This window comes from Methylomonas paludis, assembly GCF_018734325.1.
In the GTDB taxonomy this organism is placed as follows: Bacteria; Pseudomonadota; Gammaproteobacteria; order Methylococcales; family Methylomonadaceae; genus Methylomonas; species Methylomonas paludis.
Map to the genome: position 1 here is coordinate 946,191 of NZ_CP073754.1, position 15,099 is coordinate 961,289.

The 15,099-nt window shown below is 49.4% G+C and carries 13 protein-coding genes; 8 read left to right on the plus strand and 5 right to left on the minus strand.

All coding sequences use genetic code 11. From position 1 onward, the window contains the following. Positions 1-301 precede the first annotated feature (301 nt). On the plus strand, positions 302-961 hold the full coding sequence (locus KEF85_RS04415; RefSeq protein WP_215583510.1) for a hypothetical protein: 660 nt from the start codon (positions 302-304) through the stop codon (positions 959-961). 81 nt (positions 962-1,042) lie between these two features. After that, complete coding sequence (locus KEF85_RS04420; RefSeq protein ID WP_215583511.1) at positions 1,043-1,816, plus strand: VPLPA-CTERM sorting domain-containing protein; 774 nt, start codon at positions 1,043-1,045, stop codon at positions 1,814-1,816. Between the two features lie 91 nt (positions 1,817-1,907). On the opposite strand, the gene KEF85_RS04425 is transcribed toward KEF85_RS04420, so the two are convergent. After that, positions 1,908-2,837 carry a ZIP family metal transporter gene (locus KEF85_RS04425; protein ID WP_215583512.1) on the minus strand — a complete coding sequence of 310 codons (930 nt, stop codon included), beginning with the start codon at positions 2,835-2,837 and terminating at the stop codon, positions 1,908-1,910. Positions 2,838-3,317: 480 nt separating this feature from the next. Here KEF85_RS04425 and KEF85_RS04430 point away from each other — a divergent pair, with 480 nt between their 5' ends. The 5 genes from KEF85_RS04430 to KEF85_RS04450 all read left to right on the plus strand — a co-directional run bounded on the left by KEF85_RS04430 (position 3,318) and on the right by KEF85_RS04450 (position 8,401). Further along, positions 3,318-4,070, plus strand: a complete 753-nt coding sequence (locus KEF85_RS04430; RefSeq protein ID WP_215583513.1) for a PGAP1-like alpha/beta domain-containing protein — start codon at positions 3,318-3,320, stop codon at positions 4,068-4,070. Positions 4,071-4,168: 98 nt separating this feature from the next. Beyond that, positions 4,169-4,765, plus strand: coding sequence for a TetR/AcrR family transcriptional regulator (locus KEF85_RS04435; protein ID WP_215583514.1), 597 nt, complete (start codon positions 4,169-4,171; stop codon positions 4,763-4,765). A gap of 94 nt (positions 4,766-4,859) precedes the next feature. Then, positions 4,860-5,132 (plus strand): DUF4242 domain-containing protein, encoded by a 273-nt coding sequence (locus tag KEF85_RS04440; RefSeq protein ID WP_215583515.1) that lies wholly within the window; start codon positions 4,860-4,862, stop codon positions 5,130-5,132. A gap of 59 nt (positions 5,133-5,191) precedes the next feature. Continuing rightward, entirely contained in the window at positions 5,192-6,505 is a 1,314-nt protein-coding gene (mtoX, locus tag KEF85_RS04445; RefSeq protein ID WP_215583516.1) for a methanethiol oxidase, read from the plus strand. 75 nt (positions 6,506-6,580) lie between these two features. Then, positions 6,581-8,401 (plus strand): cytochrome c peroxidase, encoded by a 1,821-nt coding sequence (locus tag KEF85_RS04450; RefSeq protein ID WP_215583517.1) that lies wholly within the window; start codon positions 6,581-6,583, stop codon positions 8,399-8,401. An 860-nt stretch (positions 8,402-9,261) separates the two neighbouring features. On the opposite strand, the gene KEF85_RS04455 is transcribed toward KEF85_RS04450, so the two are convergent. The 3 genes from KEF85_RS04455 to KEF85_RS04465 all read right to left on the minus strand — a co-directional run bounded on the left by KEF85_RS04455 (position 9,262) and on the right by KEF85_RS04465 (position 12,185). Then, on the minus strand, positions 9,262-9,915 hold the full coding sequence (locus tag KEF85_RS04455; RefSeq protein WP_215583518.1) for a HEAT repeat domain-containing protein: 654 nt from the start codon (positions 9,913-9,915) through the stop codon (positions 9,262-9,264). A 59-nt stretch (positions 9,916-9,974) separates the two neighbouring features. Beyond that, positions 9,975-10,757 (minus strand): GlcG/HbpS family heme-binding protein, encoded by a 783-nt coding sequence (locus KEF85_RS04460; RefSeq protein ID WP_215583519.1) that lies wholly within the window; start codon positions 10,755-10,757, stop codon positions 9,975-9,977. Positions 10,758-10,856: 99 nt separating this feature from the next. Beyond that, the gene (locus tag KEF85_RS04465) at positions 10,857-12,185 is read right to left on the minus strand and encodes an IS4 family transposase (RefSeq protein WP_215585005.1); all 1,329 of its coding nucleotides are present in this window, start codon (positions 12,183-12,185) and stop codon (positions 10,857-10,859) included. Between the two features lie 313 nt (positions 12,186-12,498). Here KEF85_RS04465 and KEF85_RS04470 point away from each other — a divergent pair, with 313 nt between their 5' ends. Next, a complete protein-coding gene (locus KEF85_RS04470; RefSeq protein WP_246535036.1) occupies positions 12,499-13,692 on the plus strand; it encodes an acetyltransferase domain-containing protein in 1,194 nt (397 codons plus the stop codon). A gap of 512 nt (positions 13,693-14,204) precedes the next feature. Here the strand turns inward: KEF85_RS04470 and KEF85_RS04475 are convergent. Beyond that, complete coding sequence (locus KEF85_RS04475) at positions 14,205-15,092, minus strand: carbon-nitrogen hydrolase (protein ID WP_215583520.1); 888 nt, start codon at positions 15,090-15,092, stop codon at positions 14,205-14,207. Between the last annotated feature and the right edge of the window lie 7 nt (positions 15,093-15,099).

Genomic DNA, 15,099 nt, shown 5'->3' on the forward strand with positions numbered 1-15,099 from the left:
ATCCGTTCGTCGCGCCCGATTGCGTTAGTGAATCACTCCTCAGCGAGGATGGTATTGAGTGTGGTAAATGACCTAATTTTATTGCGTCAAATAACACAGCTCAATTAAATTCGGGCCCTGAGCAGCAGGTAAACTTTGCATTGGTGGTTTATGGCGATTCCTAACCATCAGTTATGTAAGTATTATTGGTGTAAAGATAAAGCAATAGGGAAGAATATAATATTTGGTATATTTTTTGCTTTTTGTTAAAGAGCGGCAAATTTTAATTTAGCATAAACCGGACAAATTTAAGGAGTTAGTGATGAACAAATTTAAATTATTATCAAGCGTGGTTTTCGTTAGCCAACTATTAGTGAGTGGTATCAGTAATGTATCTGCTGGTGTAATAGATCTGACCGGCTCAACCGTCAGCGACAGCAATCTGGTTAGCTTTGTCGGCAACACAGCGACACTTTATACCGGCGATGACAGCGGTGCCACCTATACATCAAGTTTCGATACCTCAGGTTTTACTGACGGTTTTGGTAACCCAGGCACATTCGGTTCCGAGCTTTCCGGCAATATCAACCTGGCACCCCACACCGAGGTGAGTTTCGACTGGACTTTTTCAACCACTGACACAGTTGCCAACGATTTTTCACAGGTTTTGTTTGGGGGCACAAGCTATCAATTAGGTGATGTCACCACAGCCAACCCTTCTGCCACCGGTTCTATTCTGGGTGAGCCGGTTGCTGGCGAAATTTCCGGTCACTTTAGCCACATCTTTTGGAGTGGTTACAATGGGCCTTTGTATTTTGTAGTAAGCAATCAATTTGATAACTCTTACGGTTCGGCATTATCGATTTCCGGATTGCAATCAGCTGTTGTAGCGGTGCCTGAAACAGAAAGCTGGCTGATGATGGTGGCGGGGCTTGCTCTGTTAAGCGCAGCTCAGCGTCGTAAATCAACAGGCTTAAACTAAGCGCTCCATGCTATAAAACCGCAACCGGATTAGTTAATCTAATCGGTTCGGTTCATTCCCTAAGGATAAGGAGGATAGTTTATGAAATCCAAATTAATTAGTTTACCGTTGGTATTGCTGTGCATTGGTCATCCGGTGCAGGCCGCCATTGTCATACCGGATTTGAACTCGGTTTTAACTTCGGGTAAAGTGCCAAATGTCAATGACTGGAGCTTTTTTAACCGAGCCCAAACCTTGCATGTTACTGAAAATAATGCCAATAGCTATACCTTAACGGTTAGCGCCACTGTAAACGGTAGTGCAGCCTTTAACTTTTTCGCCCCGGATAACTCTGGTGTTTATACTGGAAAGGCCACCACGTTTACCTTAACTGCAAATTTCGATGCGGCGGGGCATTTTGTGGCCAGTGACAGTGATCGTTTCAGCATTATTGGTGAGTTTTCACCAAAAGCTGCTGTTGTCCTGGCTGGAGATACTGGAGTGTCAGTACCAACGACATCTGCGGTATTGTATGATGCAGCGGTCACCGACTTTGGCTACAGTACCGCACAAAATACCTTTGGTTTTGCCACAGAGTTTTTACCCTCATGGTCGAATCAAGTGCGTTTTACCGGCGGCAATCTTGGCGAATCGATTTACTTATACAGCAATGTGTTGAATGTTCCCGATTCCGGCAGGCTTAAACCGTTGATTGATGCGTTTAACAATCAGGATTTAAGCTCAGTTAGCGGTTTGACCGTCCGGGGTTTAAGTTCATTATCAGCCGTGCCGCTGCCCATGAGCAGCTTATTATTTGGTAGCGGATTGGCAGCATTTACAGTGATGCGGCGCCGTTACAATACACATAAGGCATAAGCGTTTTTTTGCTGAAAATAAACGTCGGTGGGCCAAGCAAAATATTGTAATGCCCACACGCCGTACGGGACGGAAGTTATGTTTTAACTGCTTAAAACATAACTGTGTCCAGCAACATCATCACAATAAACCCCAACATTAAAGCGAAAGTGGCATAACGGCATTTGCCGTTGATGTGGGTTTCCGGAATAATCTCTTCAGTAATCACAAATAACATCGCCCCAGCGGCAAAACCCATCGCCACCGGCAAAATGGCCGAAAACAGCGATACCATGGTAATTCCCAGAAAACCGCCGATCGGCTCCACCAGTCCGGTCAATGTTGCCAGCGCCACAGCCCGCCATTTATTAAAGCCTAAGCCCACCAGCGGCAGCGCAACGGCCAGACCTTCCGGTATATTCTGTAAACCGACAGCGATAGATAACGCCAAGCCATTTTTCATATCGCCATTGCCAAAACTCACCCCCACAGCCAAGCCTTCCGGAAAATTATGGATGGTAATGGCAATAATGAACAGCGAGATTTTTTCCATGGAATCCAGGCTGTTACCGGCAACAGTATCAAAATGCAAATGCGGCAGACGTTCATCAGCCACATGTATAAACAAGGCGCCCAGCGCTATACCGGCAGCAACGACCCAAATACCCAGTCCCGGCCAGAGCTGATTACCAAAATCAATACCCGGCATCAGTAGCGAAAACGCCGTTGCTGCCAGCATAACCCCGGCCGCAGCGCCCAGCATACTGCTAAACAGACGTTGGGAAATATCCTTCATGTACAAGGCTGGTAAAGCACCTACCCCGGTACCTAAGCCGGCCAGAATACTGCATAGAAAACCAAGCACAACCACGCCATCAAAAATCAGATATAAACTACCAAACACCAGTAATTGCAGGAGTAGGAATACCCCGGCAAATGTACCCCAGCGCTGCAAAGGCGGCAAGTCCAACACCTGTTGATAGCGCGGCCAGGCAGCCAGACGATAATAGAGCCGTAAGATAGTTGATTCAATGCGTAACATTTTGCAATTCCCAATCAATAAAAAGCCAGCGCGAATTATACTCAAGCTTGACTGCAAGCAAGCTAATATTAATTGAGTTCACGCATTTGCCCGTCAACCCGGTAGGCTGGCTGCGCTATCAGGCAAGCCGCCAAACTTCACAGACAGTTTGGCATTTTGCTACCGCAAAAAACCTGGCGCCGACAAGTTCAGCTTTTTCTTTACCAGAAAAATCGGCTATTTAAGCAGGCCCGTAGCCTCGATGCAAGGTAGTGGAATCGAGGGATTCGCAGCGTAGCCGTTATCAAATAAAGGCAAGGGAGGTTTACAATGGCCTCTACTGCTGTCCAAATCGCAATTAACCCAAACATGGCTTTAATTATTGGCTTAAATTAAAAACTAGGCAAAATGCTCAGCAGCGAAAAATAACTTTGTTTATTGATGTTCTATAATAGACAGGCGCAACAATTCATGTAAACGCTTTTGGACAGAGGATGTTTTATGGCTAAAAATATAGTACTTGCACACGGAGTTTTAGGGTTTGGCGGTAATGGCCGCTTGCCGATAGATTATTTTAACGGCGTGCTGGGACATTTGCGCCGGCAAGGTCACCAGGTACTGGCGCCGCAGGTCAACCCAATTGGCAGTGTACAACAACGTGCCGCACAATTAACTACGGCAATTAAAAATGCCTGGCCAGAAAACCAGCCGGTGCATATCATTGCCCATAGTATGGGCGGACTAGATGCCCGGCAAGCTTTAGCCGCAGATTCGCAACTGGCGGCGCAAGTCAAAACCTTGGTTACAATCGGCACCCCGCATCAAGGTTCACCAGTGGCAGATGCCATTCTGAATCCAACTGAACCGCTGTTTCAGCATATACCCCAAATCATACGGGATTGGTTGCAAGTCAATGCCGGTGCATTGCATGATCTCAGCAGTGCGGCAGCGCTGCAATTTAATGCCACAGTGGCCGATGTGCCGAACATCCGCTATCTCGAAGTAGCCGGCAACGCAGCGCTGGCCGGGCATGAATTACTACTGTTCAAACTGGCTGCCTATATAGGCGATATTTATGGTGAAATAAACGACGGCGTCGTCACCAGACAATCAGCCTTACGCCCCGGCCACGAACATTTGCCCGATTGGCCGGTAGATCATTTTGGCGAAATCGGCTGGAGTTTTGATGCCTTCCTGCCGTTTCGCGAACCCAGTCACCTGGCGCGCTATCGGGCTATCGCCGATATATTATAACAACTAATAAAGCCGCCATAAGCAATCGCAGCAAGCTGGCGAGTTGGTAATCATAAGATAGCTTGACATTTGTAGACGACCGGTCGTATATTATTGCCATGCGCAAAGTTGCCGACAAATACAGTAAAAAAACCAGACTGCTGGATCAAGGCGTCACCCTATTATTGGAAAAAGGTTATCACGGTAGCGGCTTGCAAGAAATTCTGGTCACGGTAAACATTCCGAAAGGTTCGTTTTACAGTTATTTCGCCAGCAAAGAACAATTTGCCGCCGAGGCCGTCAGCCATTACATCGAACCATTTATCCAGCGTTTGGCCGGGCATCTGCAAGATCCAGAGCGGGATGGCCTGGCAGCATTGCAGGCTTATTACCACGATTTGGTGGCGGAAGTGGCGCAAAGCGGGTTTAAAGGCGGTTGCCTATTGGGTAATCTGATGGCCGAAATCGGCGACACTAGCCCAATCTGCCGTCAGGCCTTACTGGATGCCGTGGCCCGATACAGCCGCTTACAAAAAGCCGCGCTGGAACGTGGTCAGCTGCAGGGTAAAGTGCGCAAGGATCGCGATGCCCAAAACATGGCTGATTTACTGTTCAATACCTGGCAGGGCGCTTTATTGCGAATGAAAGTAGAACAGTCGCTGGCACCTTTACAGGCAGTATGCGACGAATTGCTGGATCAGTATTTCCGGGCCTGAGCCTGGAGTGATAGCCGGATAGAGTCAGTTGACTGGTCCGGTATTTATGGGGTCTTATTAAAGACGACCGGTCGTTTATTATAAGGAGGCAGCTATGCCTAAATACATTATCGAACGAGATATACCCGGTGCCGGACAACTCAGCGCAGCCGAACTGCAGGGTATTTCGGCTAAATCCTGCGGCGTGTTGCGCCAGTTGGGGGCGCAAGTACAGTGGCTGGAAAGCTACGTCACCGCAGACAAGATTTATTGCATCTATATAGCGCCCAGTGAACAGGCGATACGGGAACATGCCGAATTAGGCGGGTTTCCGGCCAATCGTATCGAAGAAATTAAAACCATAATCGATCCGACCCGCGCCGAATAAAATCGCCGCGCTGCCATCAGCATTTTTATGCAACACATCATTCTCGGGGGAGAACCAACATGAAATACAAACTAAGCGCCATCGGCGCTGCCTTACTGCTAGGCACCGTCCAATTTTCGGCCCACGCCGACGAAACCTGTGCATCACCCTATATGCCCAAAATTACCGGACAGGAAGATTTTGTTTACGTCTGGACCCTGGGTGCCGAAGGCGTGGGTGACGAACAGGACAAACTGGTAACCATCGCCGTCAATCCCAAATCGGCCCAATATGGCAAAGTGGCCGCCACTGTTTCAGTGGGTGGACGTAACGAAGCCCATCATGCCGATTTTACCGACGACCGCAAATTTCTCTGGGCCGGTGGCCTGGATACCAACAAAATTTTTATATTTGATGTACACAGCAATCCAGGCCAACCCAAACTGGTAAAAACCATCAACGACTTCGTTGCCAAGTCCGGTGGCGTGGTCGGCCCGCACAGCTTATACGCCTTGCCGGGGCGGATGCTGATCACCGGATTGTCAAATCATAAAGATCACGGTGGCCGTACCGCACTGGTCGAATACAGCAATGCCGGCGATTATATAGCCACTTACTGGCTACCCACCGACGACAATCTGCAAGGCGCCATCAAATCCGGCCAGTATGCCGATGGTTACAACTATGATGTACGGGCTTTACCGCGTCAAAATCTGCTGCTGACATCCTCGTTTACCGGTTGGTCCAATTACATGATGGACTTCGGCAAAATGCTGGCCGACCCCGCCGCCATGCAACGTTTCGGCAACACCGTTGTGCAATGGGACTTAAACAGCCGCCGGCCCAAAAAAGTATTTGATGTCCCCGGTGCGCCACTGGAAATCCGTTGCGCCTGGGCAGAAAACCACAACTATTGCTTTACCAGTACAGCGCTAACCTCAAAAATCTGGCTGATATATCTGGATGAGCAAAAACAATGGCAGGCCAAAGCCGTAGCCGATATCGGTGATCCCAGCAAAATACCGTTGCCGGTGGATATTTCCATCGCCAGCGACGACAACACTCTATGGGTTAATACCTTCATGGATGGTAAAACCAGGGCATTTGATATCAGCGACCCGTTCCACCCCAAACAAGTGTTCGAACAAAAAATCGGCGCCCAAGTCAATATGGTCTCATCCAGCTGGGACGGCAAACGCCTGTATTACACCTCATCATTACTGGCAAACTGGGACAAAAAAGGCCTGGATAACGAACAATATTTCAAAGCCTACCAATGGGATGGCCATAAACTCAGCGAACAATTCGCCATTGATTTTACCAAAGAAAAACTGGGCCGCGCCCACCAGATGCGGTTTGGCGCCTATGCCTTATATGGGCAAACAGCCCCGTAATTGCCCAGATTGACCCGGTAAGGTGGATTCGCCGCCAGGCAATCCACCGCCCTCTATAACCCAGATACCGCCTTTATGAACATCGTGTATGCCTGTATTTTAACGCTGGGTCTAGCCGTAGGCACAGCGCTGGCTGCTGAAAACTACAACTTGCCGGTGCTTGGAGAAGCGGCGGATGGTGAAGTATTAACTGCCGAACATCAGCCGGTGCGGCTACACGACTTGATGGCGGGCAAACCGGTGTTACTGAGTTTTATTTACAGCACCTGTAATGATGTCAACGGCTGTCCCTTGGCGACCCAAATCCTGCACAAAATCGGTAGTCAACTGCAAAGTCAGCCGGAACTGGCGGGTAAATTACGCTTGCTGACCCTAAGCTTCAATCCACAGCATGACAGCCCGGAAGTGATGCGCCAGTACGGCGCCGGCTTTAATACCAAACAACTGGACTGGCAATTTCTAACCACCGCATCCGAGGCAGCTTTACAGCCGATACTGGATGGCTATGGACAAAGCGTGCAAAAAATTTATGACAGCCAAGGCCGTTTTACCGGCACATACACACATTTATTACGGGTCTATCTGATTGATGCCCAGCACAAAATTCGTAATATTTACAGCCTGGATTTTTTGCGGGCAGACTTGGTCAGCGCCGATCTCCAGGCCCTGCTTAACCCCAGTCCCGCTGCGCCACTCCCGGCAGCGAGCCAGGCCTGGCAGCAGGCCGGTGATAACCGCCAGAATTATCAGCATAATGATTATCAGACCCATTCGCTGGCATTAGCCCAGCGCCACGGTCAAGCGGCCAAACTGATCAGTTATGCCCAACATCCGCCCTTAGGCTTACCAAAATTACCGGTACCAGCCGATAACCCGCTCACCCCGGCTAAAATCGAGCTGGGTCGCTTATTGTTTTACGATCGCCGCCTGTCGCTCAACAACACCATGTCCTGCGCCATGTGCCATATCCCCGAGCAAGGCTTTACCAATAATGAAATGGCCACCGCAGTAGGCATTGAAGGTCGAAGTGTCAGACGTAACAGCCCGACCTTATACAACGTAGCCTATGCCGAAAAGCTATTTCACGATGGCCGGGAAAATCGTTTGGAACAGCAAGTATGGGGGCCGCTGCTGGCCGCCAATGAAATGGCTAATCCAGCCATTGCCAGTGTAGTCGCCAAAATCAGCGCTAACCCGGATTATCAACGCCGATTTAAAACCGCGTTTCGGCAACCGGCCAATATGCAGAATATCGGTGCGGCCCTGGCCAGTTACCTGCGGACACTCAATTCAGCAGATTCCGGGTTTGATCGCTGGTATTACGCCAAACAAACCCAGGCCATTTCGGCAGCGGCTCAGCGCGGTTTTGCCCTGTTTACCGGCAAAGCCGGCTGCAACCAATGCCACCTGCTTAGTGCCGACTCAGCATTGTTCACCGACCAACTGGCCCACAATACCGGCATCGGCTATGGCGCAGCAATGGGCACAACCCCGGCTAAACAGCATCTGCAAATTGCCCCCGGCCAATTTATCGATGCCGATAGCGCGGGTTTACAAGCAGTGAGCAGCGTAGCGCCCTCCGATCTCGGCTATTACGAAATCAGCCAGAACCCCGCAGACCGCTGGCGCTACAAAACCCCCACCTTGCGCAACATCGCCCTGACCGCACCTTATATGCACAACGGCGCATTGGCCAGCCTCACCGATGTGGTCAATTTTTACAACCAGGGCGGCATCGCCAATGAAAACCTGTCACCACTGATTAAACCGCTAGGCTTGAACACCACAGAATGCGCCGATCTGGTCGCATTTTTACAAACACTCACCGGCAGCAACATCCAAGCCCTGGTAGAGGATGGCTTTGCCGCGCCGGTAGGGGATGTGGGCCAACCCTAACCAACCTCATCCGCTGAAAATCTTGGAAGCGGAACGTAAGTGGAGCGAAGATTTTTAGTCCCCGATAGGCGTAGCGCCGGGCGGGTTTTCGAAGCGAAGCGGAGAAAACCTGCAAGGCATCGCGAAACGCCGTCAAGTCACTTGGAGCCGAAGTTCCGATCCCCTTGTTGGGTCGGAACGAGGTGAGGAGGACGAATCGGGGCCGCCGGAGGCATTAGCGGTCGCGTAATTTTTGCCGCTTGTTGGGGCTGGGATGCCCCTAAACAAGCTTTCGCAAAAATAGCGACTCACTGAGCCACCCGTAGCCTCGATGCAACGCAGTGGAATCGAGGAATTCGCAGCACAACCTCAATCAAACCAGCGTCAGCAGACTTCACCAATTCCCACCACCGCTTCAACCAAAATCAACTATCAACACAAACACAGCCTAAATCAAAGCCACCCGTAGCCTCGATGCAACGCAGTGGAATCGAGGAATTCGCAGCATAACCTAAATCAAACCAGCGTCAGCAGACTTCACCAATACCCACCACCGCTTCAACCAAAATTAACTATCAACACAAACACAGCCTAAATCAAAGCCACCCGTAGCCTCGATGCAACGCAGTGGAATCGAGGAATTCGCAGCGCAACCTAAATCAAACCAGCGTCAGCAGACTTCACCAATACCCACCACCGCTTCAACCAAAATCAACTATCAACACAAACACAGCCTTAATCAAAGCCACCCGTAGCCTCGATGCAACGCAGTGGAATCGAGGAATTCGCAGCACAACCTTAATCAAACCAGCATCAGCGGAAAGCAACAATACCCAGCCCAAATCAACTACTAAAACCATAAAACCCAGCCAAAATACTGCTTAACTACCCGTTTGATCCAGTAAAAACTCATTAATAGCTTCGCGATTATCGTAATTCAACTGACCGGAAGTAACTAACTGTTTAAGGCGCAAATGGATAGTGCGGGTTGTTTCCGGATTGGTGCGCTTATATAAAATTTGTAAGGTGCTAAAGGCGCGGCCTTGCACCTCTTCATTAAAATCCTGCAGCGCAGACAACAGCACATCCAGCGTTTCCGGCTTAATACTGGTAAACGCCGCCAAACTATCGGCTGCGGCAGCGCGTACCGCATCGGCAGGATCATGTTGCAGGGCTTCGCGCAGATACAATTCCGCCTCCGGGGTGGGAAAAGCCGAAAACTGCTCGGCACCGATTAAGCGTTGCTGTTCATCGCTATCATCCAGCCAGGCTTTAGCCTGTTCGACTTGATTATTCAGCATGTCCTGCTCCTCCTGCAAAGTTTCAGGATCAGGCGCAACCATGCCGCCGCTGAGTGCCAGCGCAGCCAATTGCGGCAAATCCGGTGGATTTACCTCAGCTATTGAGGCAGTGGCTGTCGGAGGAGAGGGGCAATGAGGTGAACGAGCGGCCAAGATCGGTATGCCGGTTAACAGCACACAGGGCAGGGCCAATACTAGCCCCAGAGCTAATTTTAATTGCGGACTTGGTTTCATTGGCAACAATACTTGGAAGGAGCGTCCCTGCTCCAGAGGAATTTTTTGCCGGATAGCGCTTATTTGTCCTGCAAAGTGCCACTTGCTGCGCCAACCGCAACTGCCGAATTAGGGCAGGCGGGTTGCGCCCAGGCTTCCCAATAACTAGAACTGCCGGATTGCAGAATCAGCTCATCACCGCGTGTTGCGCCACTCAAAGGCGTAGGGTTAGCGCCGGCAGCATCATAATTGCTGGTGGTAATGCCGGTGCCGCCGGGAACAAAGCCCAGGTTTTCCCTGATTTGCCAGACAAAAGCGTGGTCACGGCAGGATGTGTCACCGGAAACGCCGATAGCGCCGATTTTTTTGCCGCCGGAATATAAAGCCAAACCGCCGCCAAACACATTGACACCGCCGATGCGTTTACCCACCAGTGGATCGCTTTTAGTGCCGTAAGCGCTAGGGCTGCCGCTATAGGCCAGCGTCGCGTCAACCGGATTGCTGTGTTGCAAGCCAAACAAACTGCCGCCGGGTTGCACCGCAGCATACAGATTGGCGGTAGATATCGCGTAACCGTCCAGACTGAAAGCATTAGCCGTAAAGGCCTTTTGAGCGGAAATCACCCGACTGCCCAGCCACTCGGAATTGCCGGCCAAGGCACCCGTTGCGCCATTGGTGGTAACTTCACAAATTTTGCCGGATTCATCCACAACCGTAATCCACATCTTCAGACCATAACCACCCTGAGATTTCACCGCGTTTTTACTCGAAGCGGTAGAAATAGCGCTGTTGAGTTTGGATGCGGTAATATCACTACATTTTGCCAATACCGGTTGGGTACCCAGCATTAAAACCATACGCATCAACTTTAAAAAACAATCGTTATTTATTAGTATGTTATAAATGCTGATGAATTACATCCTTTCAATCCCGCTATGCGTTTGATCTGTGCTCGTCCCCCTTTATGCATAAGCGCACCTAAGTTCTATCCGTTGACAGGTGTTTAGCGTTTTCTTTCGCTTATTCATTGAACAGCCATGATCGAACCTGTCCGCCAGTTCTTTTAGAAAGTTAGCCAATGTTTCCAGATCATTCATGCATTTGGCTAAACCCGATGATTGCTCCTTAATCATTTGATTGCCTTTGACTAGACTACGATCAGGCTTTTGCCAGAGTCCGGTCAACACAATCCAGTGCTGAAAGATGATCGCTAGTAATTTGGCATAGATTTCACAGAGTATACGCTCCGGTTTTTCACTGCGCGAATGTCCTAGGCCGCTATGGGATTTCCACAATTTAAAAATCAGCTCAATTTGCCAACGAACACCGTACATGACAAAACAGTCTTCATGGTTAAGTTTTTCAGGTTCGACATTGGTGATCAGTATATTCCAATCACACCCGGCAAGGTTCGCTTCGCTAGGCATTCTGCTGTGCTTTCTGCCGTTATTCAGCATTTTTGCCCGTCGCCGACCCGCCTCTTCCGCCGGTAATTTCCAGAATAGCATTCGTACAGTCAATTGTTCCTTGACGCCCACTTTGACCGCGATTTCATTTCGCATCAGTCCTTGTTTGAGTAAGTTTAGACAGTGACTACTCAAGTTTATCGGGTCACCGGCCATTGAAAAAACTTGCGTACCGGGTTGCAGGCGAGAAATCCAATATTCACCTCGTTCAGCCTGTTGTTTCATGCGTCCTAGATTGAAATAGCCCAAATCTTGTATGCGTAGACTCCCTTTTTCGTAAACAGACTCGGCGACAGGGCTACGGCTGTCCGAATGGCGGCCCGGCAACAAGTTAAAATGGATTTGCCCGGTTTTTATTTCCAAGTTCGTATCAACCTTAATGGCAGCTTTGCTCGCATTCTCGGAACCGCCGACCCCGGGCCAAATCGTCTCCAATTCAGTGGGTAAAGCAACGGTGCTGCAATCCGCAAGATAAATGGCCGGAAAGGGTTTTAAAATACCAGCGTCCACTTGCACACTCGCAGTCACAACTTGGGCAAGAGCTGTTTCCAAAACACGTTTCATCAATTCGCAAGCCTCTTGGGTGAAGCGCTTGTCCAACCCCTGAGCGCTGATCTTTAATCCATGAGTATAGCCGGCTCTAGCCAAGCCTTCGACTGACGGTGTGAAGTACTGCATCCAACCAAAGATCAACGTTTTCACAAAATTAGACCCCGTGATTTTACGCTGGCGTTTGATGAATCCCTCTTTGGCGAGTTCGTTAGACTTAGTGGTCAGAACAAACTGCAGGGTTTGCGCCAGCCTAAAAAAATTTCCATTTCGAATATTAGTTTACAAGTAAATAATATCTATTTTATCATATGGTTAAACAGTATATTTCGCCTAATTTATACTAAGTTGATGCGTATGGGGTACCCAGCATTAAAACACCTGCACCTAATATCATTGCGATTTTATTATTATTTTTCATCAGAACTCCTGCCCAATTTATTATTTTATAATGGCCCGTCAGGCCAGCTGACCGGCGCGGCATTTATAGCAAAGTAATTTAGGCTTGTCTAACCGCATCACCAATAAGGTTAATAGCGTCACAAAAATATTAAGCAAAAGCGCATTCCAGTTGCTAAGAAAAGGCCTGATGAATAAAGATACTAAATTACATATGCAGGCTTCCGGTTCGCGGATATCCTCAATAGATAGTTTGCGCGGCTTGGTTATGGTGTTAATGACACTGGATCATACCCGTGATTTTTTCAGTAACGCCCACTTCAGCCCCACCGATCTGGATCAGACCTCGGTTGCCCTGTTTATGACGCGCTGGATCACCCATTTTTGTGCGCCGGTATTCGTATTTTTAGCTGGTGCCGGCAGCTATCTGTGGTGGTTACAGCGCGGTACTGAGGCCGCTATCAGCACCTTCCTAGTCAAACGCGGTTTAATTATATTGGCGTTGACCGCCACAGTCGAAGCGCTGGCCTGGAATTTTCACCATGATTTTCGCCAGATAGACGGTGGCGTACTTTGGGCAATCGCCTGGTCCATGCTAGTGCTGGCCGGCCTGGTCAAATTGCCGCTCAGCTGGATAATTGCTTTCGGCAGCGTGATGATTATTGGACATAACAGCTTAGACTCACTGTCAGCTAGTGAACTGGGCTGGTTTGGCCCGTGGTGGTCGGTATTGCATACCGGCGCTAAAATCAGACTGGCCGATGGCTGGCTGCTGCACCCCTACTACCCGCTGATTCCCTGGCTGGGCGTCATGGCAATCGGTTTTGGGTTTGGCAAGTGGCTGAGCATACCGTACTGGCGCAGCCCGGCACGGCTTTTTAGCCTGGGAATAACGCTGATGGGCACGTTTATCATACTGCGTTACAGCAATCAGTACGGTGACCCAAAACCCTGGCAAGCATACCCCACACCAGAATTTACCCTGCTATCATTCCTAAATTGTCATAAATACCCGCCATCATTACTGTATATATTAATGACCCTGGGACCGGCGCTTGTGGTTCTGGCCCTATTTGAAGCGCTACCCAGGCTAGGGCCGGCGTTTTTGGGCTTATTCGGCAGAACACCGCTGTTTTTCTATTTACTGCATTTATATCTGATTCATCTATTGGCACTTACCGTAGCCTGGGCCGATGATGGACCAGTTTCGGCCTTAATGACCGGCGGGATTTGGGTAGCGGAATTGCCGCAGGACTATGGCTATAGCCTACCGATTGTTTATCTACTCTGGCTAAGCGTATTAGCGCTACTCTACCCACTGTGCCGAAGTTTTGAACAGTTGAAAATCAGCAAGCCGGAATGGAGCTGGCTTAACTATCTATAATTTAGCGAAGCAGCGGGTCGGGCAATCGATTTAGCATAGGACTTGATTTAAACAAAGTGCGCGGTAAACTTTGTCTATGAGTTTGTTGGTGAAGCATTTTTTTAGACGTTATCAGACAAAGTCGCCGGCAACCTCATGCTCTTTAATAGAAAAAACGCCACTATTCAAAGCAAACAAAACCGCTAGGGTAGCCTTAAGCAAACCTGATGTACCAAGGCTAGCCAAGCTATCCCGGCTTGCTTACAGTGAATAGTGACAAAAAACCTTAAATACAGGTGTTTGAACTGGGTTTGAGGGGTTAAATAATGGTGTTGGCGAAGCTTTGTTTAGGTCGGGAGATAGCTAAACAGTGTTTCTCAGCACCATTTTTTATTGGCGTAAACAATAAATCCCCTTTGGTAACAACGCATCGCACCCCGCCCCCGTAGCCTCGATGCAACGCAGTGGAATCGAGGACTTCGCAGCGCAGCCTCAATCAAACCAAGGTCAGCGAAATTCAACAACACCAAAAACTAATCCAAATAACGTTTCACCAAACCGGCATATTCATCAATCCGCCTGTCACGTAAAAACGGCCAAATACGACGCACTTGCTCACTACGCTCAGCGCTCAGCTCAGCAAACAGCAAAGTATCCTGAACATGATCAGCGCTGGCAATTATTTCGCCCTGCGGCCCGGCAATAAAACTATTCCCCCAAAAATCAATACCGCTGCCCTGATCCGGCGCCGCTTCAAAACCGATACGATTACAAGAAATCAGCGGAATACCATTGGCAACCGCATGACTGCGCTGAATAGTAATCCAGGCATCCAGCTGACGCTGCTTTTCACCGGCATCGTCATCAGGATTCCAACCGATAGCAGTGGGATAAATCAACAATTCCGCCCCGGCCAGCGCCATCAGCCGTGCCGCTTCCGGATACCATTGATCCCAACAGATCAGCACCCCCAACTTCCCTATCGAGGTATTAATCGGCTTAAAGCCCAAATCCCCCGGCGTAAAATAAAACTTCTCATAAAAACCAGGATCATCAGGAATATGCATTTTCCGGAACGTGCCGGCGATGCTGCCGTCTTTGTCAAACACCACCGCGGTATTGTGATACAGCCCCGGTGCGCGTTTTTCAAAAATCGTCGACACCACCACCACCTGATGAGCCTTGGCAGCAGCACTCAGGCTGACACAGGCAGGGCCAGCCGGTATCGGCTGGGCCAGATCAAACCAGTCGGTATCCTCGTTCTGGCAAAAATAATGATCAAGATGCAATTCCGGCAACACCACCAGATCGGCATTGCGGCCGGCAGCCTGCTCAATCTGTTGTAAAGAATAGGCCAAATTGGTCTCGCGTCCGCTATTACAGCCTTGCTGCACCGCGCAGGCTATCAGATTATTTTTCATAAATAAC